Origin of the sequence: Bacillus sp. DTU_2020_1000418_1_SI_GHA_SEK_038 (assembly GCF_032341175.1) — a bacterium.
In the GTDB taxonomy this organism is placed as follows: Bacteria; Bacillota; Bacilli; order Bacillales; family Cytobacillaceae; genus Cytobacillus.
In genome coordinates, this window is the sequence record NZ_CP135435.1 from 3,332,177 (window position 1) to 3,356,133 (window position 23,957).

The 23,957-nt window shown below is 39.2% G+C and carries 23 protein-coding genes and 2 other annotated features; of the genes, 2 read left to right on the forward strand and 21 right to left on the reverse strand.

Features of this window, described 5'->3' with window-relative positions:
* Window positions 1-17: 17 nt before the first annotated feature.
* The 3 genes from pheT to RRV45_RS16700 form a co-directional block, all read right to left on the reverse strand.
* A complete protein-coding gene (gene pheT, locus RRV45_RS16690) occupies window positions 18-2,432 on the reverse strand; it encodes a phenylalanine--tRNA ligase subunit beta (protein ID WP_315665810.1) in 2,415 nt (804 codons plus the stop codon).
* Between the two features lie 47 nt (window positions 2,433-2,479).
* On the reverse strand, window positions 2,480-3,517 hold the full coding sequence (pheS, locus tag RRV45_RS16695; protein ID WP_315665811.1) for a phenylalanine--tRNA ligase subunit alpha: 1,038 nt from the start codon (window positions 3,515-3,517) through the stop codon (window positions 2,480-2,482).
* Window positions 3,518-3,572: 55 nt separating this feature from the next.
* Window positions 3,573-3,853, reverse strand: a binding site (T-box leader).
* Between the two features lie 180 nt (window positions 3,854-4,033).
* Window positions 4,034-4,786 (reverse strand): TrmH family RNA methyltransferase, encoded by a 753-nt coding sequence (locus RRV45_RS16700; protein ID WP_315665812.1) that lies wholly within the window; start codon window positions 4,784-4,786, stop codon window positions 4,034-4,036.
* Between the two features lie 118 nt (window positions 4,787-4,904).
* Between RRV45_RS16700 and sspI the strand changes: the two genes are divergently transcribed.
* The gene (gene sspI / locus RRV45_RS16705) at window positions 4,905-5,111 is read left to right on the forward strand and encodes a small acid-soluble spore protein SspI (RefSeq protein WP_315665813.1); all 207 of its coding nucleotides are present in this window, start codon (window positions 4,905-4,907) and stop codon (window positions 5,109-5,111) included.
* Between the two features lie 52 nt (window positions 5,112-5,163).
* Here sspI and RRV45_RS16710 read toward each other — a convergent pair whose 3' ends face one another.
* Window positions 5,164-6,249: a M42 family metallopeptidase gene (locus RRV45_RS16710; RefSeq protein WP_315665814.1), complete on the reverse strand. Its 1,086-nt coding sequence runs from the start codon at window positions 6,247-6,249 to the stop codon at window positions 5,164-5,166.
* A 72-nt stretch (window positions 6,250-6,321) separates the two neighbouring features.
* Window positions 6,322-6,813 carry a dUTP diphosphatase gene (locus RRV45_RS16715; protein ID WP_315665815.1) on the reverse strand — a complete coding sequence of 164 codons (492 nt, stop codon included), beginning with the start codon at window positions 6,811-6,813 and terminating at the stop codon, window positions 6,322-6,324.
* 127 nt (window positions 6,814-6,940) lie between these two features.
* On the opposite strand from RRV45_RS16715, the gene RRV45_RS16720 reads away from it, so the two are divergent.
* Window positions 6,941-7,357, forward strand: coding sequence for a sigma-w pathway protein ysdB (locus RRV45_RS16720; RefSeq protein ID WP_315665816.1), 417 nt, complete (start codon window positions 6,941-6,943; stop codon window positions 7,355-7,357).
* A 30-nt stretch (window positions 7,358-7,387) separates the two neighbouring features.
* Here the strand turns inward: RRV45_RS16720 and RRV45_RS16725 are convergent, their stop codons facing one another.
* From RRV45_RS16725 to polA, 16 genes are all read right to left on the reverse strand, one after another.
* Entirely contained in the window at window positions 7,388-7,957 is a 570-nt protein-coding gene (locus RRV45_RS16725) for a TVP38/TMEM64 family protein (protein ID WP_315665817.1), read from the reverse strand.
* A gap of 69 nt (window positions 7,958-8,026) precedes the next feature.
* Window positions 8,027-8,299, reverse strand: a complete 273-nt coding sequence (locus RRV45_RS16730) for a DUF1294 domain-containing protein (RefSeq protein WP_315665818.1) — start codon at window positions 8,297-8,299, stop codon at window positions 8,027-8,029.
* Between the two features lie 180 nt (window positions 8,300-8,479).
* Window positions 8,480-8,839 (reverse strand): 50S ribosomal protein L20, encoded by a 360-nt coding sequence (gene rplT / locus RRV45_RS16735; RefSeq protein WP_315665819.1) that lies wholly within the window; start codon window positions 8,837-8,839, stop codon window positions 8,480-8,482.
* A 25-nt stretch (window positions 8,840-8,864) separates the two neighbouring features.
* Entirely contained in the window at window positions 8,865-9,065 is a 201-nt protein-coding gene (gene rpmI, locus RRV45_RS16740; RefSeq protein ID WP_315665820.1) for a 50S ribosomal protein L35, read from the reverse strand.
* 15 nt (window positions 9,066-9,080) lie between these two features.
* Window positions 9,081-9,584, reverse strand: coding sequence for a translation initiation factor IF-3 (gene infC, locus RRV45_RS16745; RefSeq protein WP_315665821.1), 504 nt, complete (start codon window positions 9,582-9,584; stop codon window positions 9,081-9,083).
* A gap of 151 nt (window positions 9,585-9,735) precedes the next feature.
* Window positions 9,736-9,864: a sequence feature (ribosomal protein L20 leader region), on the reverse strand.
* A 251-nt stretch (window positions 9,865-10,115) separates the two neighbouring features.
* Window positions 10,116-12,047: a threonine--tRNA ligase gene (thrS, locus tag RRV45_RS16750; RefSeq protein ID WP_315665822.1), complete on the reverse strand. Its 1,932-nt coding sequence runs from the start codon at window positions 12,045-12,047 to the stop codon at window positions 10,116-10,118.
* 327 nt (window positions 12,048-12,374) lie between these two features.
* Window positions 12,375-13,250 (reverse strand): putative sporulation protein YtxC, encoded by an 876-nt coding sequence (gene ytxC, locus RRV45_RS16755; protein ID WP_315665823.1) that lies wholly within the window; start codon window positions 13,248-13,250, stop codon window positions 12,375-12,377.
* Window positions 13,251-13,427: 177 nt separating this feature from the next.
* Entirely contained in the window at window positions 13,428-14,357 is a 930-nt protein-coding gene (gene dnaI / locus RRV45_RS16760; RefSeq protein WP_315665824.1) for a primosomal protein DnaI, read from the reverse strand.
* Window positions 14,357-15,778 (reverse strand): replication initiation and membrane attachment family protein, encoded by a 1,422-nt coding sequence (locus RRV45_RS16765; protein WP_315665825.1) that lies wholly within the window; start codon window positions 15,776-15,778, stop codon window positions 14,357-14,359. The genes dnaI and RRV45_RS16765 overlap by 1 nt, the downstream gene beginning before the upstream one ends.
* A 130-nt stretch (window positions 15,779-15,908) precedes the next feature.
* Window positions 15,909-16,370 carry a transcriptional regulator NrdR gene (gene nrdR, locus RRV45_RS16770; RefSeq protein WP_315665826.1) on the reverse strand — a complete coding sequence of 154 codons (462 nt, stop codon included), beginning with the start codon at window positions 16,368-16,370 and terminating at the stop codon, window positions 15,909-15,911.
* A 151-nt stretch (window positions 16,371-16,521) separates the two neighbouring features.
* The gene (speD, locus tag RRV45_RS16775) at window positions 16,522-16,902 is read right to left on the reverse strand and encodes an adenosylmethionine decarboxylase (protein ID WP_066292566.1); all 381 of its coding nucleotides are present in this window, start codon (window positions 16,900-16,902) and stop codon (window positions 16,522-16,524) included.
* Between the two features lie 325 nt (window positions 16,903-17,227).
* A complete protein-coding gene (locus tag RRV45_RS16780; protein WP_315665827.1) occupies window positions 17,228-18,259 on the reverse strand; it encodes a glyceraldehyde-3-phosphate dehydrogenase in 1,032 nt (343 codons plus the stop codon).
* A gap of 174 nt (window positions 18,260-18,433) precedes the next feature.
* Complete coding sequence (gene coaE, locus RRV45_RS16785) at window positions 18,434-19,033, reverse strand: dephospho-CoA kinase (protein ID WP_315665828.1); 600 nt, start codon at window positions 19,031-19,033, stop codon at window positions 18,434-18,436.
* Window positions 19,034-19,052: 19 nt separating this feature from the next.
* On the reverse strand, window positions 19,053-19,688 hold the full coding sequence (gene ytaF / locus RRV45_RS16790; RefSeq protein WP_315665829.1) for a sporulation membrane protein YtaF: 636 nt from the start codon (window positions 19,686-19,688) through the stop codon (window positions 19,053-19,055).
* 375 nt (window positions 19,689-20,063) lie between these two features.
* Window positions 20,064-20,891: a DNA-formamidopyrimidine glycosylase gene (gene mutM / locus RRV45_RS16795; protein ID WP_315665830.1), complete on the reverse strand. Its 828-nt coding sequence runs from the start codon at window positions 20,889-20,891 to the stop codon at window positions 20,064-20,066.
* 155 nt (window positions 20,892-21,046) lie between these two features.
* A complete protein-coding gene (polA, locus tag RRV45_RS16800) occupies window positions 21,047-23,677 on the reverse strand; it encodes a DNA polymerase I (protein WP_315665831.1) in 2,631 nt (876 codons plus the stop codon).
* Between the last annotated feature and the right edge of the window lie 280 nt (window positions 23,678-23,957).

Sequence of the window (23,957 nt, forward strand, 5' to 3'; positions counted from 1 at the left end):
TGGCATCCCCTTGTCTTTTACCCTCTTAATACCGCTCCTGCTTGTTCCTTCACTGCCTGTAAAACTTTGTCATGAGCTTTCACAACATCTTCATCTGTTAACGTACGTTCAGGATCAAAATATTTTAGTGAGAAGGCAATGGATTTCTTCCCTTCCTCCATACGGTCGCCTTCGTATAAATCGAATACCTGAACTTCTTTCAATAATACTCCGCCAGCTTTCTTAATGATGCTTTCCATTTCTCCAGCAGCAACTGCTTTATCGACAACGAGCGCGATATCGCGTGTGATAGACGGATAGCGTGGAATAGATTGATAATGTAACGGTGCTGTCTCCGCTTCTAAAATTGCCTTTAAGCTTAGCTCAAATACATAAGATTCTTTCAAATCATATTCCTTTTCCACTGTTGGATGCGTTTGGCCAACAAAACCAGCTACCTCGCCATTCAAGATAATTTCCGCTGTTCTGCCGGGGTGCATTCCATCTCTTTCGGCTTGTCGATACTCAATTGCATTTTCTAAACCGAGACTAGCAAATAATCCCTCAAGAACTCCTTTTACAACAAAGAAATCAACTGGCTTCTTTTCTCCTTGCCATGGATGGCTTTGCCATAAACCTGTTATTGCACCAGCAAGATGCTCGCGTTCTTCTGGCAATACGTCCTTGCCCTCTGAAAGGAATACATCTCCGATTTCATAAACAGCAAGACTATCATTTTGTCGTGCTGCATTATATTTTAAGACATTTAGCAGCTGTGGAATGATGCTTAGTCGAAGTGTGCTATGATCTTCACTCATCGGCATCGCCAAGCGAATTGGCTCTCGCGTTTCTAATGCATATTGTGCAGCTTTCGCTCCGCTAGTCAGTGAATACGTGATAGCTTGATACAGCCCAGCCCCTTCAAGGTATCTGCGCACGATACGGCGTTTATTTTGATAAGCTGTTAGATGTCCCGGCGTTGAAGAACCAATAGGAAGAGTTGACCCAAGATTATCATAGCCAAATAGTCTAGCTACTTCTTCAATTAGATCTTCTTCAATCGTGATATCACCACGGCGAGTTGGAGCAGTAACAATAATGGAATCGCCGTCTACGCTTGTTTCAAACTGAAGCCTAGCAAAAATATCCTCAACGTCTTTCATTGCTAATTCCGTTCCAAGCACCCGATTAATTTTATCTAATGTTACGGAAACGACAGCCGGTTCAACCTTAAGTGTATTGGCTTCTACCGAACCTGCTAACACTTCTCCGCCAGCATATTTTTCAAGCAGATGTGCTGCTCGCTCCGCCGCTGCTCTTACCCGGTTTGGATCTACACCTTTTTCGAAACGTGCACTTGCCTCGCTTCGTAAACCATGATCTTTAGATGCTTTTCTGACTGTTGTCCCTTTAAAAAATGCAGATTCTAGAAGGACAGTTTTTGTATCGGATTGAACTTCAGAATTTAATCCCCCCATTACACCCGCAAGAGCAACTGGCTCTTGGCCGTTTGTAATAAGAAGATGGTCTGAAGTTAACTCTCTTTTTGCTTCGTCCAGTGTTTGAATGATTTCTCCATCCTTTGCACGGCGAACGAGAATTTGCTTTGACCCTAAACGGTCATAGTCGAACGCATGAAGCGGCTGGCCATATTCGAGCAAAATATAGTTCGTAATATCAACAACATTATTATGCGGACGAATGCCTGATGCCATCAGTCTTCCTTGCATCCAAAGAGGAGATGGCTTGATTTGTACATTTTTAATAACCTTTGCAATATATAGCGGGTTATCTTCAGGTGCTTCCACATCAACAGTTATATAATCAGAAGCCTTTTCTGATGACTCAGTATGATCTGTTTCTGGAAGCTTTACTTCTCTTCCTAGAATTGCCGCCACTTCATACGCAACTCCTAGCAAGCTTAAGCAATCTGAACGGTTTGGAGTTAAGCCAAGCTCTAACACTTGGTCATCACGATGTAATAGTTCAATTGCATCTGTACCAACCTCGGCCCCTTGATGGAATACATAAATGCCTTCTGAATATTCCTTTGCCACAAGCTTGCTTTCAATGCCAAGCTCCTGAAGGGAACAGATCATTCCATTTGATTCCTCTCCGCGAAGCTTTGCCTTTTTGATTTTGAAGTTGCCTGGCAGAACGGCGCCAACTGTTGCAACAGCAACCTTTTGCCCCTTATCAACATTGGGAGCACCGCAAATGATTTGTACAGGCTCTTCCACACCAATATCGACTAAGCATTTATTTAATTTATCCGCATTCGGATGCTGCTCTCTTTCAAGAACATGCCCAACAACAACACCGCGAATTCCTTCATTTAGGACTTCTACGCCTTCAACCTCAATACCGCTTTTCGTAATTCTTTCTGCAAGTTCTGCAGGAGTAACACCTGATAAATCAACATAATCCTGCAGCCATTTATATGAAACAAACATGTTTTATCCTCCTGTATCTCATTTTCTAGCCCTTCAGCAGCTAATATCTATTCATTAATAGAGAATTGTTTTAAGAAACGCACATCATTTGTATAGAAATGACGAATATCATCAATGCCATATTTCAGCATTGCAATTCGCTCTACACCCATACCGAATGCAAACCCTGTGTATTTCTTTGAATCAAAGCCTGACATTTCAAGTACATTTGGATGAACCATTCCAGCTCCTAATATTTCAATCCAGCCGGTTTTTTTGCAGATGTTACAGCCCTTTCCGCCACATTTAAAGCAGGATACATCCACCTCTACTGAAGGCTCAGTGAATGGGAAGAAGCTTGGACGTAAGCGGATTTCTCTGTCTTCTCCGAATAATTTCTTCGCAAATAATTCTAATGTTCCCTTTAAATCACTCATGCGAATGTTTTCATCCACAACTAGGCCTTCAATTTGCATAAACTGATGGGAATGTGTAGCATCGTCATTATCGCGTCGGAACACTTTTCCAGGGCAAATAATTTTTACAGGACCTTTCCCTTTATGCTTTTCCATTGTTCTCGCCTGTACAGGAGATGTCTGGGTACGAAGAAGGATTTCATCTGTAATATAGAAGGAATCCTGCATATCGCGAGCTGGGTGATCCTTTGGCAGGTTCAGAGCTTCGAAATTGTAATAATCACTTTCCACTTCAGGTCCTTCAGCAATTGTATAACCCATCCCAATAAATAAATCTTCAATTTCCTCAACAATGCTTGTAAGCGGGTGATGATTTCCTGTTTTCACAGGACGGCCAGGCAGAGTAACATCAATTTTTTCTCCGGCTAGTTTTTCTTGGACAGCCGCCTCTTCTAAATGAGATTGTTTTGTCTCAATTTCAACAGCAATCGCATCGCGCACTTCATTCGCTAGTGCTCCCATGATTGGGCGTTCTTCGGCAGATAATTTCCCCATGCCTTTTAATACTTCTGTAATTGGCCCTTTTTTTCCTAAATAGGAAACTCGAATATCATTTAGTTCTTTTAAATCAGACGCTTGACTGATTTTGTCCAACGCTTCGGTTTGCAGTTCTTTTAAACGCTCTTGCATCTAAAAAATCCTCCTTTAATTCTGTTTTTTTCCAAAATAAAAAACCTCTATCCCATAAAGGGACGAGGTTTTGGATTCGCGGTACCACCCTTTTTAATACAAAAAGCAGGTTGTGGACAGCTTTATGTATTCGCTTCATTCGGATAACGGCAATAAGCCGGAACATCTTTACACCGAAAAGCGGAAAACGGCTTAGCAAGCCTAGCTTTTTAGTGGTCCCGATGCCAACTCAGGAGGTGAAATTTCTCTTGCTTTCCCTCTGAAAATGCTCTCAGTCTAGGCATTCTCTCCCTGAAAAGTTACCTGCAAGCTACTTGTCTCCATCATTGTTTTATAACAATATAATTTTCCTGTAATTATAGTATATTCCGCGTATAGTTTCAAATTTTTTTGCAAAAATAGGCGGTTAATTGGTTGGGCTTGGATATTTTGTTCTAGATATTCATTCGAGTTGTCCTTCATAGCCTCGATGACGGACAGTTTACTCCAAATATATACTCGATTTGTCCTTCATCACTAGTTTCTCAAATAATAAAGAAGAATCCCTGTTGCTATCGCAACATTTAGCGATTCGCTTTTTCCATAAATGGGGATATAAAGATTGTCGGTTGTTTCAGATAAAATCGATTTTCTTACTCCGCTTCCTTCATTGCCCACGATTAATGCAAATTTCCCCGTAGTCTCAATGTCTGTATACTCTTTGGCATCTTCCAATGCCGTGCCGTACACAGGGATGCTTTCCTTCTTTAGTTTACTAATCCAGTCATTCAGTTTTCCTCTCATAATCGGAAGGTGAAAATGACTGCCTTGAGCGGAACGGAGTACCTTCGGATTGTAAATATCTACACTTCCATCCCCAATAATTATAGCATCCACACCAGCAGCATCAGCTGTTCGAATCATCGTCCCTAAATTACCAGGGTCTTGAACCGCATCAATGAGCAAATATTTATTTCCATTAAATTGATCGGTGTTAAACTCTGGCTGACGGCAAATGGCGATGACCCCTTGAGGTGTTTCCGTATCAGATAAACTCTGAATAATGTCACTCGTCACCAACGTTACTGGGATATCGCCATAATCCCAAGAAGGCGGCAATCCTGTATTTTCACTGACCACAATTTCTTCAATACGACCGCTTAATATTGCTTCTTCAACAAGATGAAAGCCTTCGACTAAAAAGGTTCCTGTTTTGTCTCTTTCTTTTTTCGTTAAAAGCTTTTTCCATTGCTTCACTTGAGGGTTATTAGCAGAGTGAATATACTTCACACTCCTCACTCCTTTATATTTTGCTTCAATTTTCTTATTATAGCCCAATTAAAATACATAATAAATCCAAAAAATGAAATCATAATAACGATTCGATTATACGGAAGGAGTGCTGTCAATGAATTTAAACTTAAGAAACGCAATTATACACAATGTTACAGGCAATTCACAAGACGAATTAAAGGATACGATTGTAGATGCTATTCAAAATGGAGAGGAAAAAATGCTCCCTGGATTAGGAGTATTATTCGAAGTGATTTGGAAGAATTCCTCTGAGCAAGACAAACAGGAGATGCTTCAAACATTGGAAAATGGATTGAAATGAATAGTGGAAACGAAAAAAGATGACCAAATTGGCTCATCTTTTTTCTTTGCTATTATTGAAACGTAATCTTTTCAACTGTTTCTCTATCAAGTCGCTTAATGACCTCTGAAATTAGGTTTACAGCATTTTCATAGTCATCACGATGAAGCATGGCTGCATGTGAATGGATATATCGTGTTGCGATTGTGATGGAAAGTGCAGGAACTCCATTATGTGTTAAATGAATGGCACCTGAGTCCGTTCCGCCGCCTGGGACTGCGTCAAACTGATATGGGATATTCAGTTCATCAGCGGTATCTGTCACTAGATCACGCAAGCCTTTATGGGAAACCATGGATGCATCATACAGAATGATTTGCGGTCCTTTTCCCATTTTGCTTAGTGCTTCCTTTTCGGTAATTCCAGGAGTGTCTCCGGCAATCCCTACATCCACTCCGAAAGCAATGTCCGGCTCAATTTTCTGAGCAGATGTACGGGCGCCACGAAGTCCAACCTCTTCTTGAACCGTACCTACACCATAAACAATGTTTGGATGTTCAGCATCTTTAAGTGACTTAAGAACATCAATGGCAATCGCACAGCCAATGCGGTTATCCCATGCTTTTGCGAGCAGCATCTTTTCATTATTCATCACTGTAAATTCAAAGTATGGAACAACCATATCACCAGGTTTCACGCCCCACTCCTTCGCTTCTTCCCTGCTAGAAGCACCGATATCAATAAACATATCTTTAATGTCGACTGGTTTTTTTCTTGCTTCTGGAGAAAGAATATGCGGAGGCTTTGAACCAATTACCCCAGTTATATCCCCTTTGTTTGTCACGATTGTTACACGCTGGGCAAGCATTACCTGTGACCACCAGCCGCCAACTGTCTGAAAACGAAGAAATCCTTTATCATCAATATTTGTAACCATAAAGCCTACTTCGTCCAGATGGCCAGCAACCATAATTTTCGGGCCGCCCTCTTTCCCAACCTTTTTGGCGATTAAACTGCCAAGTCCATCAGTTGTCACCTCATCGGCATATTCACTTATATATTTCTTCATGACTTCACGAGGTTCACGCTCATTGCCAGGAATTCCTTTTGCATCAGTTAAATCCTTTAGCATTGTTAACGTTGCATCTAATTTCGTCATTATTTCGACTCCCTTAATATGTATTCGGCTATATTATACTAAAATTCCCTAGTAATAAAAAGAAATACCAATTTAATATCCTTGACGCTGCCTTTCATAATTAACTTCATTTTTATCAATATAGGCTTTCTCTATCTCCTCAGCATTGAAGCCTAATAGCTCCCCTAATTGTATGTATGCGTGAAACATTTCCTTATAATCCTCTAATGCCTTGCTGTTTTTGAATATACTTACGAGTTCAAACACATGCAAAAACTGATCATTGACAGACACTTTTGTTTCATGCTGTCCCAAATACTCACTTTCCCCTTCAAACCCGCACTCTATTCCCAGAGAAAGAATAAAATGAACACCATCCACAAACTCTTCTAAAACAGTTTCATGAGGAGATGAGGGCTTTAAACTCCAAAATTTGAAGCACCTAGTTTCATTCGCAAGTTCTCCTAATTCTACGAGGAGCGCCAGCACTTTACGATCAACTAAATTTTCATTGTGCAGTTGATGTTTTGTTTCAATATGCTTATCTAGTCCTTCTTGCATTGCAAATAATTTTTGATAATTCATTTTACACCATCCTAATTATGTCTTTTAAAAAATAGTTATAAAAAAATTATAACAAAATCACAAAAAGTTGAAACTTTTTCATGTAGTTATTCGTAATGAAAGGAAAATACAATTGGAGGGGCTTGTTATGATGTGGCTAATACGCTTCCTGCTATTTGCTCTTATTATTTTTCTTATATATAGCGTGTTTAAATATTTATTAAATCCAAAACGGAAGCTCGAACTGGCCCATGAGCAAAAGCGGTATTATTTCTTAGATGATCAAGACAATGTTCGCAAAAACTTTTTGATTACTTATAAAGGGGTTTTATTTGAAGGGGAAAAATATTTAGGGACAACTGAAAATGCATTTGAGGTTATCTCTATCTTTATCTGGCCCAGAAATCTCGCCTCACTACAAGGGATGGTGCGGGAAGATTTACAATTTATCGAGAGAAAAGTATATGAAAATTACCCAAATGCAAAGATCGACTGGAAAAGTCCGATCAAAGAGTTTATGGAAAAGAGTAGAGCACCTGAAACACCATTCAATGATCACAGTTAAAAACGTTCGGTAATCTCCGAACGTTTTTCTTTATACTGCTTTAAAGAATTCTCGCCACTTAATCACCGTTACCTTTTCCCTCAATAAGAAAACAAGGACTCCTAGTGAAAGTAAGATTATGAGAATCATCGATGGAGTAAACCTGCTAATAAATTCCCCAAACACTGTATAAAAAATAGCTAAAGGCAGATTTGTTAACCATGAATTCTTAATGTAATCCTGAAAGCTTTTGTTCCGTTCAATTAAGCAAAAATTCAATAAATGATAATGAATAAAGGGGATAAGTCTTAGCACAGCCACTTGACCAACACTCAAATTCCGATACTCCCCAAACCAACGTTTTTTTAAGTTTGATAGTTTTGCATGTGTTTTCGGCATCCGGTTAATAAGTAAATAGAAAAGAATACTGCTTAACATTAGACCGATTAACGAGAATAAACTGCCAAAAAAACTGCCAAATAAGATTCCTCCAGTTAAACAGACTAGGGGAACAGGAATAAAGAAAAATTGTCTTAAAATATGAAATAATATAAAGGCAATGGGGGCTAAAATCCCGGCTGTTTCAATCATCACAAATAGCAATGATAATTGATCATTCAACTTCACTCACCCTCTTTATGCTGAATTCCTTGCTGTCTTCTTTTACAGCTTATTGAGGGAATCTGGCAGTTATGACAAAAGATTAAATGCATATAGGAGGAGTCCTATTTCAAGGAGAGATAGCACCGGCAAGCCGTATTTAAACTGGAAATGCTTTGTTTTGTGACGAAAGGTTTTCATCCCTAGCGTCATGCCGATAGCACCAAAAAATAAGGCAACAAGCCATAATGTACTTTCTCTAATTCGGTATTGATGATTTTTAGCTTTCTTCTTATCAATCATCATCAAGTAAAAGCCAACTAGATTAATCATGATAAACAAGGTTATAAATATCTTTAGCATTATTCCTACCTCCAAAAAAGAAAAGCGTAAGCACCTTGGTCACCCCCGACAAGCACAAGACGAGCCTCCCAGAAAGGTGTTCTATACCTTTCTGGGAGGATTGGCTTGTGACCTCGAGGGGGTAGGTGCTGGAGCTAGACAAAGAAAAGCCATTCTCGCAATTGAGAATGGCTGCTATAATTACTTGCTAAGGTTTTGCTTAGCAACAGATGCTAATTCTGTGAATGCTTTTTCGTCAGCGATTGCTAATTCAGCAAGCATTTTGCGGTTTACTTCGATGCCAGCAAGCTTTAAACCGTGCATTAAACGGCTGTAAGAAAGACCGTTCATGCGAGCTGCTGCGTTAATACGAGTAACCCATAGTTTGCGGAAATCGCGCTTTTTGTTGCGACGATCACGGTAAGCATACATTAAAGATTTCATTACTTGTTGGTTAGCAACTTTATATAATGTATGTTTTGAACCGAAATAACCTTTAGCTAATTTAAGAACTTTTTTACGACGTTTGCGAGTAACTGTACCGCCTTTTACACGTGGCATATGATTTCCCTCCTAATATCGGATATTACTTAAGATTTACTAATAAGAAACGGATGCGTTTGTAATCGCCTGAAGAAACAAGAGTTCCTTTGCGAAGCTTACGCTTTTGTTTTTGAGATTTATTAGCGAACAAGTGGCTTGTGTAAGCGTGGTTACGCTTAAGTTTTCCAGATCCTGTTCTTTTGAAACGCTTAGCAGCGCCGCGGTGAGTTTTCATTTTTGGCATTTGGAAGTCCTCCTCTTACTTTTCGTTTTTAGGTGCTAGCATCATGAACATACTGCGGCCATCCATTTTTGGATGTGATTCTACAGTAGCTACTTCTGTGCATGCCTCAGCAAAGCGAACTAATACACGATGACCAATTTCCTTATGGGTAATGGCACGTCCTTTAAATCGAATCGATGCTTTAACTTTATCGCCTTTTTCAAGGAATTTAATTGCATTGCGAAGCTTTGTATTAAAATCATGCTCATCAATAGTCGGACTAAGACGAACTTCTTTAACACTGATAATCTTTTGATTTTTACGAGCTTCTTTATCTTTCTTCTGCTGCTCGAACTTGAACTTTCCATAGTCCATGATACGGGCTACAGGAGGTTTTGCATTCGGTGCAACAAGAACAACATCAAGATTAACTCGTGCAGCAATTTCAAGTGCTTCGTTTTTTGACTTGATTCCTAATTGCTCGCCGTTTTGGTCAATAAGACGAACTTCACGGGCGCGAATGCCCTCGTTTAACAACATATCTTTGCTAATAGTTAGACACCTCCAAGGTTAATATGCGAACACAACATTTGGGTCAAGAAGGCATTAGATGCCTATTGCACCGGACGAAAGCTACATTCGCAAGAATACATAACATATCTGTTCCAAAGAGAAGCAGATCTGTTTAAATCCAATAAAAAAAGTGTGGATGACAACACCCACACTTTACGTACAAAATTTAAACAACCATGTTTACGTAAAACCTGCCAACTGCTCTTTGCGTCAATCAGGTGAGAAGCGGGTGCTTCTTCTTTTCCTCAAATTGTATTCAATTACCTTAGCAACTATATCACAAAAGATGTTTTCATGTCAAACGATCATTTCAGTTGCAACGAAGAAAATTGTAACAAATGTATCGGAAACATGCAATACATTTTTTGAATTTCCAATATTTTAGCAGAACATCCCGGGAATCGCAGATATATTCGGAATGTCGCCGATATATCCGGAATGTCGCCGATATATCCGGAAAATCGCCGATATATCCAGAAAGTCGCTGATATTTCCCTCTTATCGTTTAACTTCTTCCTTCAATCCCGCAATAAAATCTGCAAAAGGAACTGTTTCAGATTTTTGCTCTCCATATTTTCGGACATTGACTGCCTTTTCAGCTACTTCATTATCGCCGACTACTAGCATATATGGAGTTTTTTGCATTTGGGCTTCACGGATTTTGTAGCCAATTTTCTCATTTCGATCATCAAGCTCTACACGGAACCCCTCAGCTTTTAATTGTTCAAGGACTTCTTTTGCATAATCATAATGAACATCTGGCGAAACAGGGATGACTTGAACTTGAACAGGTGCAAGCCATGTTGGGAATGCCCCTTTATACTCTTCAATTAAGAAGGCAACAAAGCGCTCCATTGTTGAAACAACGCCGCGGTGAATAACGACTGGACGATGCTGTTTTCCATCTTCCCCGATATAAGATAAATCAAAGCGCTCAGGCAATAAGAAGTCTAACTGAACTGTTGATAAAGTCTCTTCCTTGCCTAAAGCAGTTTTCACTTGTACATCTAATTTTGGGCCATAGAAAGCTGCTTCCCCATCAGCTTCAAAATAATCAAGTCCAATCTCATCCATTGCTTCTTTCAGCATCGCTTGTGCTTTTTCCCACATTTGGTCATCATCAAAATACTTTTCTGTGTCTTGCGGGTCGCGATAAGACAGACGGAATGAATAATCATTGATCCCGAAGTCTTTATACACATCAAGCACCAGTTGGACAACACGCTTAAATTCTTCTTTAATTTGGTCAGGACGGACAAAGATATGAGCGTCATTCAGAGTCATTCCACGTACACGCTGAAGGCCTGATAATGCTCCAGACATTTCGTAGCGATGCATCGTTCCAAGCTCAGCGATGCGGATAGGAAGCTCACGATAGCTGTGAATGCCATTTTTATATATCATCATGTGGTGAGGGCAGTTCATCGGACGAAGAACAAGCTGCTCATTATCCATTTCCATGACAGGGAACATATCCTCTTGGTAATGATCCCAATGGCCAGACGTTTTGTACAGCTCAACGCTTCCCATCACTGGTGTATAAACATGGTCATAACCTAAACGAACTTCCTTATCAACAATATAGCGCTCCACGATGCGGCGAATAGTTGCTCCTTTTGGAAGCCATAGCGGCAAGCCTTGTCCTACTTTTTGTGAGTTAGTGAAAAGATTTAATTCTTTCCCGATCTTACGGTGGTCACGCTCTTTCGCTTCTTCTAGCAAGCGCAAATGCTCAGCTAAATCTTCCTTTTTAAAGAAAGCTGTACCGTAGATGCGCTGCAGCATTTTATTGTCGCTGTTTCCACGCCAGTATGCACCAGCAATGCTTAGAAGTTTAATTTCCTTCAGCTTGCCAGTAGATGGCACGTGAACACCACGGCAAAGGTCAACAAACTCTCCTTGCTCATAAAGAGTCACTGTTTCATCTGCAGGGATTGCTTCAATCAGTTCTAGTTTGTATTCATCATCGATTTCCTTGAATAATTGGACAGCTTCATCTCGGCTGACTTCCTTGCGAACGATTTCAATGTTTTCATTGATGATCTTTTTCATTTCTTTTTCGATAAGCGGCAGATCCTCCGGAGTCAAGGATTGCTCCATATCGATATCGTAGTAAAACCCGCCTTCGATAACCGGACCTACACCAAGCTTAACATTTTTAAATAAGCGCTTAATCGCCTGTGCCATTAAGTGGGCAGAACTGTGGCGAAGAACCTCTAATGCCTCTGCACTGTCCTGAGTAACGATTTCGACAGCTCCATCTTCCTCAATTGGACGGCGCAGGTCGTACATTTCGCCATTAAATTTACCTGCTATTGCCTTCTTCTTAAGTCCAGGACTAATAGAAGCAGCGATATCTTCTGTTGTCGTCCCTATAGGAAACTCCTTTACAGCCCCATCTGGAAACGATACTTTAATTAAATCTGACATAGTAAATCCTCCTATTTGGATAAAAATAAAAAAACCCGCCCCTAAAAAGGGACGAGTTGTTATTAACACGTGGTTCCACCCTACTTCTCATTTCACAGGATAAGTAAAATGACTTGTAGCAATTTAACGGCTTGTGACCGTCAGCTCATTTCCGAGCTGAAGTTCAAAGGTGGTAAGCATTCAATTCGTGTTAGGAAGGTTCCAGCCTTGCCTTCCCTCTCTTGAAACCGTAATAGAATACCCATGTCCTTATCATAACTTATACTTATTGCATTTCATATTATGTACGTATTATAGATTGTTATTTCAGGAAAATCAAGGGCATCTTTATATTTTTTCATCAGCGGTATACGTCAGCATACCTTTGTTTTTATAAAAATCACTAGTTGAGCTAATCAGGAGTCTTTCTTCAAAAATATTTTGTATCGTTCTAACGAGCGCCTGTTCCTTATCCTCGGTATAAAGATAAATAATTGCTGGTGCAATGGAGAGCAATGGGGCAATTGTAACTGAATCCACATAAACAGGGTGATTAATTAGAAGCTTTCTGTCAATCATACGCACTAAATCCCCACGTTTCATTTCAAAATAATTTTCATTAAAAAAATGAATACCATCATCAATTAGTAAATGAATATGGTCTAGCTTCGCTTCTCTCCCTATTAAGAATTCCCTTAATGTTTGAATAAACATTTGGTACTCTTGCTCCATTTTGTATTCATCTATTGAAATCTCTACATATTTAGCCATTTGGTCCATTAAAGGCCGCATCCTAAACTTTACAAATGAATCGAATGAAAAGGTGATATCCTCATGGAAAATTTCATTGATCGAATGTTTAATATTTCCCTCCATATCGAGATCATCTAGAAAAGAAGAAAGATCCTCTCTATTTCCCTCTAAGATGGAATGAATAATCCCAAGGATTTGCTGCTGTTCCTCTTCATCCTGATAATAATAATGTTCAGCCATAATTCTACGGAACCAATCATCTTGTTTACTCGTAATAATAAACTTATAGAAAACTTCTTTTATTATTTCTAGATCCTTTTTCATTTGTGGCTCGATATGGATTCGAACTATATGGTGATCTTCAATTTGAAGAATATTTTTATTGGAAAGTGCGGAAGAAGCCAAATAATATTGTAAATATCTAAAAAGAGCTTTAGCATCTTCAGTCTTCTGGAAAGTGATTTCGATCAACCAAATCCCCCCTTTATATAGTATTCTGTTTTAAATGTATATGGGGAATTTGGACAAAATAGAAGTACCGACAAGAATTCATATGTATGTTTAGGATATTTTGTCCTCGTAAAAAAATAGAGCCATCCTGAAGAAAACAGGACAGCTCTGCTAAAAAATAAATTAATTGAAATGACTCTAAACTCTGCGGTTCCTTCCTTCCACGACAACTGGTTCCGCTAAATATCTAATCCTCTCCATGATGCGCCGCGCTTTCATTTTCTCTTCTTCTCCTCTCTGACTGTAGGATAAATGATGTTCCAATCCCTGAAAGTCAAAATTAGAAGTAAAGAAAGTAGGCAGGCTTTCGAGCATTCGAAATTGCAGAATCGGTCCCATGACCTCATCTCTCGTCCAGCTAGACATCGTTTCTGCACCAATATCATCAAACATAAGGACAGGCACTTTTTTGATCGTCTCAATCTTTTCATTAAGAGTAGAATCAGCAATGGAGCTTTTCAGTTCCCTTAAAAGTTCGGGAACATACACAATCATTGATGATACTTCTTTCTTAGCCAATTCATTAGCAATAACTCCAAGTAAGTATGACTTTCCAACTCCGAATTTCCCATAAAAATACAAACCCTTCTGTCTAGAGTCAGGTTTATAATTCATAATAAATGAAGCTGCCTTCTGTACTGCATCAATTCTTTCATCATCCTCGTAAATCGAATCAAAGGAAGCCTCAAGGATATCTCTTGGAACGTACAAGCTTTGAATTAATTTTTCATTTTTGCGTTTCTCATCGTCCATAACCTTTCGAGGACATTTGTCGTAATGTAATTCAATGCTGCCTCTTCCTATAACAAGCTTTGGATGATAGCCCTTCATGAAATTCACACATCCATCTAAGCTAGGACATCTATTGCATTCCTTACTCTGATTAGAATATTCATAAAGCTTTGCCATGCTTTTTTCAATAATATTACCTGTTAATTCGTCTTCATGGCTTTTCAGGAAGGCCTTTACATCTGGATGATTCAACGTTTCTCTCCGCTGTTTCTCATATCTTTTCTGAAAATCCTCTTTGCCGGCCAAACGTTTTAATGTATCATTAATTCTCTCCATTATTCAGCCCCCTTGCCTGAACGTAATTTCTTTAAAGTTTCCTGCAGCTCTCTTTTCTTCAATTGAATATCCTCGTCATGGTCTTTATTAACGGAGGCCAGATCTGGTGCTCCTGTTTCCTCGAACCAGTCTGGAAGCATCTCTGTTCGGATTGGTTTCTTTTTCGCGGACGAGCTGGATGCTCTCTTTTTACTTCCGTCTCCCCATTCTATATATTGTCTATGTTCATTTTTGGCCAGTTCCATTGCTTCTTTTGCCGTTTTTATTTGTTTTCTAGCCCAATGACTTGCAATCTTTTCTACATATCCTTTTGTAAACTTCATATCTGACTTGAGCAATACAAATTGAATTAAGACGTTTACTACACCTGGTAATAGTTTTTGATTAAACATAACGTCTTCAATAATTTTTAAATCAGCTTTGGAAGGCTCGGCCCCTCCTGAGAGATCTTTTAATACCTGCCTCGGAGATGAAACTTCTAATGCTCGCAGCAATTTTCCTTCCTTCGTTTCCGGATCCTTTAATTGCGTTCGCTCGGCAATAGGCTGTACTCGGTCAACAAGGGATGGGAGCTGATCCTGATGCTGAAATTGGTACCAATCACGTGCAGATTTTCGTAAATTTTCAATATTGATCTCATTTTCTTCTGTAATCGCGCTCATTACGATATTCTTCATTTGAATCGGATCAATGCCGTATAAAAAAGCAAGATTACTGATGGCACCTTTAACTTTTTTAGTGAAGGCCGCTTTTGAAATAAGCGACTCATTCAAGCCAGCTTCTAATAGTGTAAAGTTAAATGTATCATGGTTTATTTGAATAGGGTCCTGCTCGTTCCTGGCAATGAACTCCTGCCCCTCAGAGGCAGTCAGCGATTGTTCGGCTTCTAAATCATAAGTAATATAGTTCATATGGCTTGTCATATAAACATCTTGAAATGACTTCGTTACTTCTTGATAATTTTCCTTAGAATTCACCTTATCTTCTGAAAAAAAACGTTTTAGTCTAGAAAATTGATTTTTTCCAATTTTTTTGTACAAAAATATATTAAGCATCCCATCTAAGAAAAATTGTTCTGGTGTAAGCGGAGGAATTAATTCATAAATAAAGGATCGGGAGTCTTCATCTTTTTTTTCATAAACCTTTAGCAGCCCTATGCCTTCTAGTTTAATCCGTGCCCTGTAGATGTCATTCAATCCTAGATCCATAAAATTCATTAGGCTATGATGTGTATTCGAGCTTGACCATAAACGATTTTCCTCTAGTTCAGACCATAAAGTCATGTATAAACTGAAACAGGTAGTGCCTATTAAAGGCTGATACAAAAAGGTCAGCACTTTCCGGTCGTATTCATGCAAGAGCCCGCTTGAGGCAACTGCATATCTATCAATCGGCAGCATTTCCTGCCAATGCTGGACCATTGTCATCATCCTTTCATTAATAAGTTCACAAGGCTGATTTCGCTGCAGGCATCCGCTTTCCGCTCAAAGCGGTAACGAAGGCCTCACTTAAAAAGAGCTAAAGATTCCTTTAGCTCAAAACGTGCCCCTCTTATTCCTTTTCTTTCTTGATCAATTCTTTCAATTCATCAATAAAGACATTGATATCTTTAAACTGACGATAAACTGAGGCAAATCTAACGTAGGCGACATCATCGATTTTAGCCAGCCTGTCCATGACCATTTCACCAACAGCTTCACTTGGAATTTCAGAGACACCATTACTGCGGAGTTCCTTCTCAACACTTGAAGTAATTTCTTCTAGCTCTTTCAAGGCAACAGGCCGTTTTTCACAAGCTTTAATAAGACCCCGTAATATTTTATCACGGCTAAATTCTTCCCTTGTTCCTTCTTTTTTGACGACAATAAGCGGAATTTCCTCAACCTTCTCAAAGGTAGTGAAGCGATATCCGCAGGCTTCGCATTCCCGTCTTCGCCGAATAGAACGGTAGTCATCAACAGGACGAGAATCAAGTACACGTGTATTGTTATTTTGACATGAAGGACATTTCATTCAATCAGCTCCGGATTCTTTTCATTCAAAATGCTCAGGTACTATTATTGTACTATTTTTTAGATAAAACCCCAATAGTAATGAGTGCAAAAATGTGCAAATAAAAAGAGGTGTAATAAATACACCTCTGGATTTTCATGCCTTTTAGTTTTTATAAAGCATTAGCTTGCGCTTGTTTAACTTGAACTGGACCCATCCCGCGCGGAATTTCGATATTCTCACACGTTTCTGCACCTAACGCCTCTGCAATATAGTTTGCAGCAATGCTAGGGTCAAGATCTCCACACGTATATACATCAATGCTGGCATAACCATGCTCAGGAAAGCTGTGAATAGTTAAATGCGATTCAGAGATGATAACAACTCCGCTCACACCCTGTGGTGCAAACTTATGAAATGCCACCTCTCGAATTTCAGCACCTGATTTTAATGCTGCATCCACAAAAGTACGCTCAATAAAATCCATATCATTTAACTTTTCAAAATCGCATCCCCAAAGTTCTGAGATTACGTGACGACCCATCGTTTCCATATTCAAATTTCCCCCTTTAACAATGATAATGACATTCTACATTTCCAGATAACTACCACGGGGGAAAGTTAGTCCAAAGAGGTCCTAACCCTTTAAGTAGCTACTATAAACAAAATAATAGAAGTTCACGAGGACTAGTATACTTTGTTTATTTTCTTTTTGCAATACGAATTCTAGAAATTTGTTAAAGGGTCAACTAAGTCCTGATAAAAATACGCCCAAAAGGGGGAATGACATTCGATTTTACAAGAGATAGATATGATTTTAAAAAATATAGGCCTGCCAATTTGGCAGGCCTAAATAAAGCTGCAAAGCGCGCTTTCCTTTACCCTACATTTACTGCAGAAGATTTACGAAGCTCCTGTGCAACATATTTTGTTAGATCTACTACTCGGCAAGAGTAGCCCCATTCATTGTCATACCATGCTAAAACCTTCACTTTATTCGTTCCAATGACCATTGTAGATAACCCATCAATGATAGCAGAGTGCGGATTAGTGTTAAAGTCGATAGAAACTAATGGCTCATCTGTAATATCCAAGATACCTTTAAGAGCACCCTCGGAAGCTTGTTCAAATGCTGCATTGACTTGGTCAACAGTTACATCAGATTTAAGATCCACTACAAGGTCAACAAGAGAAACGTTTGGCGTTGGTACACGTAAAGCCATTCCATGAAGCTTGCCTTTTAAATGTGGAAGTACTAATGTTAACGCTTTAGCTGCACCTGTTGATGTTGGAATAATAGATTGTGCACAAGCACGTGCACGGCGTAAATCCTTATGTGGATTGTCAATATTATTCTGATCGTTTGTATAAGCATGAACTGTAGTCATTAATCCATTTTCAATGCCAAATTGCTCGTCAAGTACTTTTGCAACAGGCGCTAAGCAATTAGTTGTACAAGAAGCATTTGAAATAATATCATGCTCTGCAATGTTTAATGCGCTTTCATTCACACCCATAACAATCGTGACGTCTTCATTTTTTCCTGGAGCTGTTAAAATAACTTTCTTAGCACCCGCTTCTAAATGAAGAGCTGCTTTATCGCGAGAGTTAAATTTACCAGTTGCTTCAATGACAATATCTATATTTAATTCTTTCCAAGGAAGCTCCTGCGGATTACGATTGCTTAATAATTGTACACGCTTGCCGTTGACAATTAGTGCTCCATCTTCTGGAATTACTTCTCCTTCAAATCGGCCATGATTTGTGTCATATTTAATTAAGTGTGCCAATGTTTCAGCTGGATAGCTTGCATTTACGGCAACCACATCAAGTTTATCATCAAGAATGGCTTTTCTAAATACCATTCGTCCAATTCTTCCAAAACCGTTAATTGCAATTTTCGCTTTCATTTTACGGCCCCTTCCGCATAAGTGTTATACTTAATATCCTAATCAGATGTTATTAGTATAACATATTAGTAGACATTTGTAATGATTAAAATGTGGAAAATAAATGTTTTAAAATTCTGATTTATCGACAAATTGATATTTACTGAATTGCAAAGAAAAAGAGCCCTAAGGCTCCTATATAGCATTCCATTTTTTCAATATCTCAATAAGCTGCTGCTCCGTTTCCATTATGGTTCCGTTATTATTAATGACTGCATCTGCAAGCTGAACCTTTTCCTTAAGCGGCATTTGCGAATTAATTCGTGCCATTGCATCTGCTTTAGTAAACTGATTACGCTTCATTAACCGATCCAATTGAACATCCTCATCCACAAATACTAAAATGGTTTTATCAACCATATAGGTCAGCTTGCTTTCGAATAATAATGGAATATCGAGAATGACAAGGTTCTCACCATTAGCTATTGCTTGTTCCTTCTTCCATACCATTCTTTTTCTAACTGCGGGATGAACGATACTGTTAAGCCTCTTACGCTGCTGCTCATCATGAAAAATGATCGACCCTAATTTTCCTCTGTCAATCGATCCATCTTCAAGCAGGACTTGTTCACCGAAATGGGAAATAATTTCATTATAAGCTTCTTCTCCTTTTTCGACAGCTAAACGCGCTTCTACATCTGCATCAATGACTGTAATACCTTTTTCAATTAAGATGGAGGAAACAGTAGACTTTCCACTTGCAATTCCTCCAGTTAGGCCGACAACTATAGACATCTCATTTCCCTTTCTTACATTATATTTTCCAAATCCCAATTAGTATTAGTAGTATCCCTGGTACAAAGGAAAATTTCTGTACCCAATCACTTTTAGAGAAAACGGCCCCTACTTTTCGGCCCATATATACAAACAGTGAACTCATGACAGCCACTGTTATCGCTAGATAATATGGAGAATAGCCTAACATGGCTGCACCAATCCCAGCTCCGAAAGCATCAAGGGATAACGCAAGACCTAGCATTAATGCCTCAATCCCCGTTATCGTACCCGACTTATCAAAATCTGCAGCCATTGGTTTTTGTAAAATTTGAATAACTAAACCAAGCGATTTAATTTCAAAATTGACAATCGTTTTTTCATGTGGAAGTACATCTCTGGACTTTCCCGAACGGAAAAATTGAAAAAGCACCCATGCTCCTAGTCCAATAAGTATGATTCCCCCAACACTTTCCGCAAAAGCAGGTGAAAAAAAACCAATAATAAAACGACCGATTGTCATCGCAATCACTAATGCGATTGCGGAACAGAAAGCGATGATTCCAATTGATTTCAATGGGATGCTCATTTTTCGTAATCCGTAAGTTAATCCTACACTAAAGCTATCTAGACTAACAGCAAATGCTAGTATAAGAAGTGATATTGTATGCATCATTTGGATAGGACTCCTCCCTCGTATCAACACGTAACCTGTTGCTACCTGTCAAATCGCTAAGATAGTATATGGGAGAAGCCTATCCATTGTTAACAAGAAAAGCGGAAGCACTAAGGAACATCGACTAAGTACCGCCACGTCCTGTGGCGAACATCGATGTCAGCACATCCTGTGCAAGTCCGACAAGCATAAGACAGGCCAGCGAGAAGGTTGTACTTTAACCTTCTTGATGGACTGGCTTATGACCTCGAGGTCGACAAAAACGCGATGTCCTGTCGCATTGTCGACACTAGTACGTCCTGTACGGCGGGGCTAGCCGCTGGAGCTGGACAATTCTCTTACTAAAGAAAAACTCGCCGTAATGGCGAGTTTACATTATTTTTTTTGGCAAGAGGGACAAAATACGGTTCCGCGCCCGCCGGAAATAATTCTTTCAAGCTGACTGCCGCATACTTTACAATCTTCCCCTTTCCTGCCATAAACTAAAAGCTCGAGCTGAAACATTCCAATTTGGCCTTGGGAGTTAATGTACGAACGGATTGTACTTCCCCCTTTGTCAACAGCTTCAGACAATGTAGCTATTATTTCTTTATGAAGTCTTGTTAATTCATGTTTGGTTAAAGTGTCAGCAATTCTCTCAGGGTGGATCCGCGCCCGGAATAACGCTTCATCGACATAAATATTTCCTAGACCAACGACTACCTTTTGATCAAGCAGAACTGCTTTAATATTTCTTTTTGTCCTTGAAAGTTTCTTAGCCAATTCTTCTTTTGTAAAACCATCAGAAAATGGCTCCGGACCTAATTGAGAAAGGGGAAGATGGACGAATTCTTCACCTTTTAAATATAAATGCATCGTACCAAATTTTCGGACATCCTTATAGCGAAGCTCAGTACCATCTGTGAAATGGAAAATAACATGAGTATGCTTATCCACATCATCAGACTGCTGAAAAAGCCCATATTTTCCTTCCATTCGCAAATGAGAAATGAGCGCAAAATCCTGAGTATAAAGAATAAGGAATTTCCCTCTTCTACCTGTACCGGTAAACGTCTGTCCAATTAATGCATCTTTAAATTGGGGTACTTCCTCAGGATGCTTCACAATTTTCGGCCAGAAAACTGAAACATGGTCAATCGTCTTGTTCATAATTAATTCATCCAAAGTACGGCGGATCGTTTCCACCTCTGGCAATTCAGGCATCGAACCACCTCCTTCTATTAAAAGCTTTTCTACTTGTCTAGCTCCAGCGCCTACCCCCTCGAGGTCACAAGCCAATCCTTCCAGAAAGGTAAAGAACACCTTTCCGAAAGGCTCGTCTTGTGCTTGTCGGGGGTGGACAAGGCGCTTCCGCTTTTCTACTTCGCATCAAACCATGTAGGTCCATAGGAGTAATCAACCTTTAATGGAACCTTTAATTCAATGGCATTTTCCATTACTTCAGGGACGATTTTCTTTAACTGCTCAATTTCATCTTCTGGTGCTTCAAAGATTAATTCATCGTGAACCTGAAGCAAGAGCCGTGATTTCAGTTTTTCTTGCTTTAAACGATAAGCCATATCGATCATTGCCTTCTTGATGATATCGGCAGCGCTTCCCTGTATAGGTGTGTTCATCGCCGTGCGTTCGGCAAAGCTTCGAAGATTAAAGTTTCGGTTCGTGATTTCTGGGAGATATCTCCTGCGATGCAGCAAGGTAGATACATAGCCTTTTTGTTTAGCATCATATACAATATCATCCATATATTGCTTAACACCTGGATAGCTCTCTAAATATCGATTAATGAATTGACCTGCTTCTTTCCGTGTAATTCCTAGACTTTGAGAAAGCCCATAATCACTTATTCCGTACACTATTCCAAAGTTTACAGCTTTTGCATGTCGGCGCATATTCGAAGTAACTTCCTCTGCCGATACGTGAAAGACCTCCATAGCGGTAATTGTATGAATATCCATATCATGATTAAATGCTTCAATCAGCTTTTCATCACCAGCAATATGAGCAAGTACTCTTAGTTCGATTTGTGAGTAATCAGCTGCAAAGATCACCCAGTCCTTTTCAGAAGGAATAAATGCTTGTCGAATCCTTCTTCCTTCCTCTAATCGAATAGGGATATTTTGAAGATTAGGATCTGTTGAACTTAGCCTTCCTGTTTGAGTAAGAGCCTGGTTGAACCTCGTGTGAACCTTCTCATTTTCTTTGTTTACAATATTTAGCAAGCCCTCAATATAAGTGGACTGCAGCTTGGCAAGCTGGCGATAAAGGAGAATTTCCTTAATAATATCATGATCCTGCTCAAGCTTTTCAAGAACATCAGCAGAAGTGGAGTAACCCGTTTTTGTCTTTTTATAAACAGGAAGACCTAATTTATCAAATAAAATAACTCCCAGCTGTTTAGGGGAATTAATATTAAATTTTTCCCCGGCTAATTCATGAATACATCCTTCAATATCAACAAGCTTTGAAAGAATCTCATTTCCCATTGCCTGTAAACGCTCAAGATCCATTTTAATCCCTGTCGATTCCATATCAGCTAAAATAAGAGAAAGCGGCAATTCTAGATCATAGAATAAGCCATCCTGCTGATTTTCCTTAAGCTCTCCATCTAGCTTGTCCTTCAAGAATAAAAGGGCATCTGCCTTTCTTGATAGATGCTCAGCAAGCTTCGACTCTTCAGGGATCCTTCGCTTTGCACCTTTCCCATAAAAAGCTTCATCTGATTGAATGGAAGTATAGCCGTGAGCTTTTGCTGCAGAACTCACATCTTCAATCGTTTCAGATGGATTGATTAAGTAGGCTGCAATAAGTAAATCAAATGTTACCCCTGATAAATGGATTCCATGATGTCGGAGGGAGACTTCTGATCTTTTTCCATCGTATACGATTTTCTTTTTTGTTTCATCCTCAGCCCATTGTTTAAAAATCGGAGACGCTAATGCCTCCTCAGCTGAAATAAAGAATATTCCTTTTTCATTTCCTACCGAAAATCCAATAATATCAGCATAATGATAATTATCTTCTAATATTTCTACATAAAAAGAATTTATATCAGAAAAAACATCCTCTGTTACCTCTTGAATAATGGTAAACTCTATTTCCTCTAAATCTCCTTCTTCAACACCATCAAAGTCACCGAGCTTGTCTAATAAAGAGTTAAAACCAAGCTCTTTATAGATTCTGATAACCTCGTCTTTTTCAAATCCTTCAAATTCAATTTCATTTAGCTGTATGTCAACCGGGGCTTCTCTTGTAATCGTTGCGAGCTCTTTACTCATTATTGCCTGGTCTTTAAATTCCTCCAGCTTTTCCTGCAGTTTTTTCCCGCTCACTTTATCGATTGATTCGAGAAGGTTTTCCAATGTTCCATGCTCTTTTAATAATTTCAAAGCTGTTTTCTCTCCGACTCCCGGAACTCCAGGAATATTATCGGAGCTATCTCCCATTAATCCTTTCATATCGATAATTCTTTCTGGTGTGATTCCATACTTATCAGCAATATGAGCAGGGGTGTATTCCTCTATATCAGTAATTCCTTTTCGCGTAATGGCTACTGTTGTTTTCTCTGAGCTTAGCTGTGTTAAGTCTTTGTCTCCTGAAATTACCTTTACTTCAAAGTCATCCTTCTCTGCCTGAAGTGAAAGTGTTCCGATAATATCATCTGCTTCATAGTTTTCCAGTTCATATCTTGGAATCTGATAGGCATCCAGCAGCTCTCGAATGAACGGAAATTGCTCTGATAACTCGGGTGGCGTCTTTTGTCTTCCGCCCTTATATTCACTAAATGTCTTATGGCGGAAAGTTGTTTTTCCTGCATCAAACGCAACAAGAATATGAGTAGGTTTTTCATCCTCAAGAATTTTTGATAACATCATCGTAAAGCCATAAACTGCATTTGTATGTATGCCTTTATCATTATTCAGCAGCGGCAAAGCAAAAAAAGCCCGATAAGCAATGCTGTTTCCATCAATCAACACTAATTTTTTCTTCAAGTACAATCCACCTCTTTTTTACCATTACATAGCATTACCAAAAAAAAACCGTTATTTCCTTTCTTCATTTTACCATGAGCAAACAAAGAAAGAAAAATAACGGTTTTTAATCAATTTCGGCTCGGCGAAATTGCGCCCAGATTTTTATCGAGCTGGCTCGATAATTCCCCTAAAAAAATCTGAGGCATCGCCGGAGGCTTAACTTCATTCAGCCGGAGTTTGAATCTCCACTGAAATAGATACCTTTTTTCATTCATCCCCCATATATAGAAATGGTAGA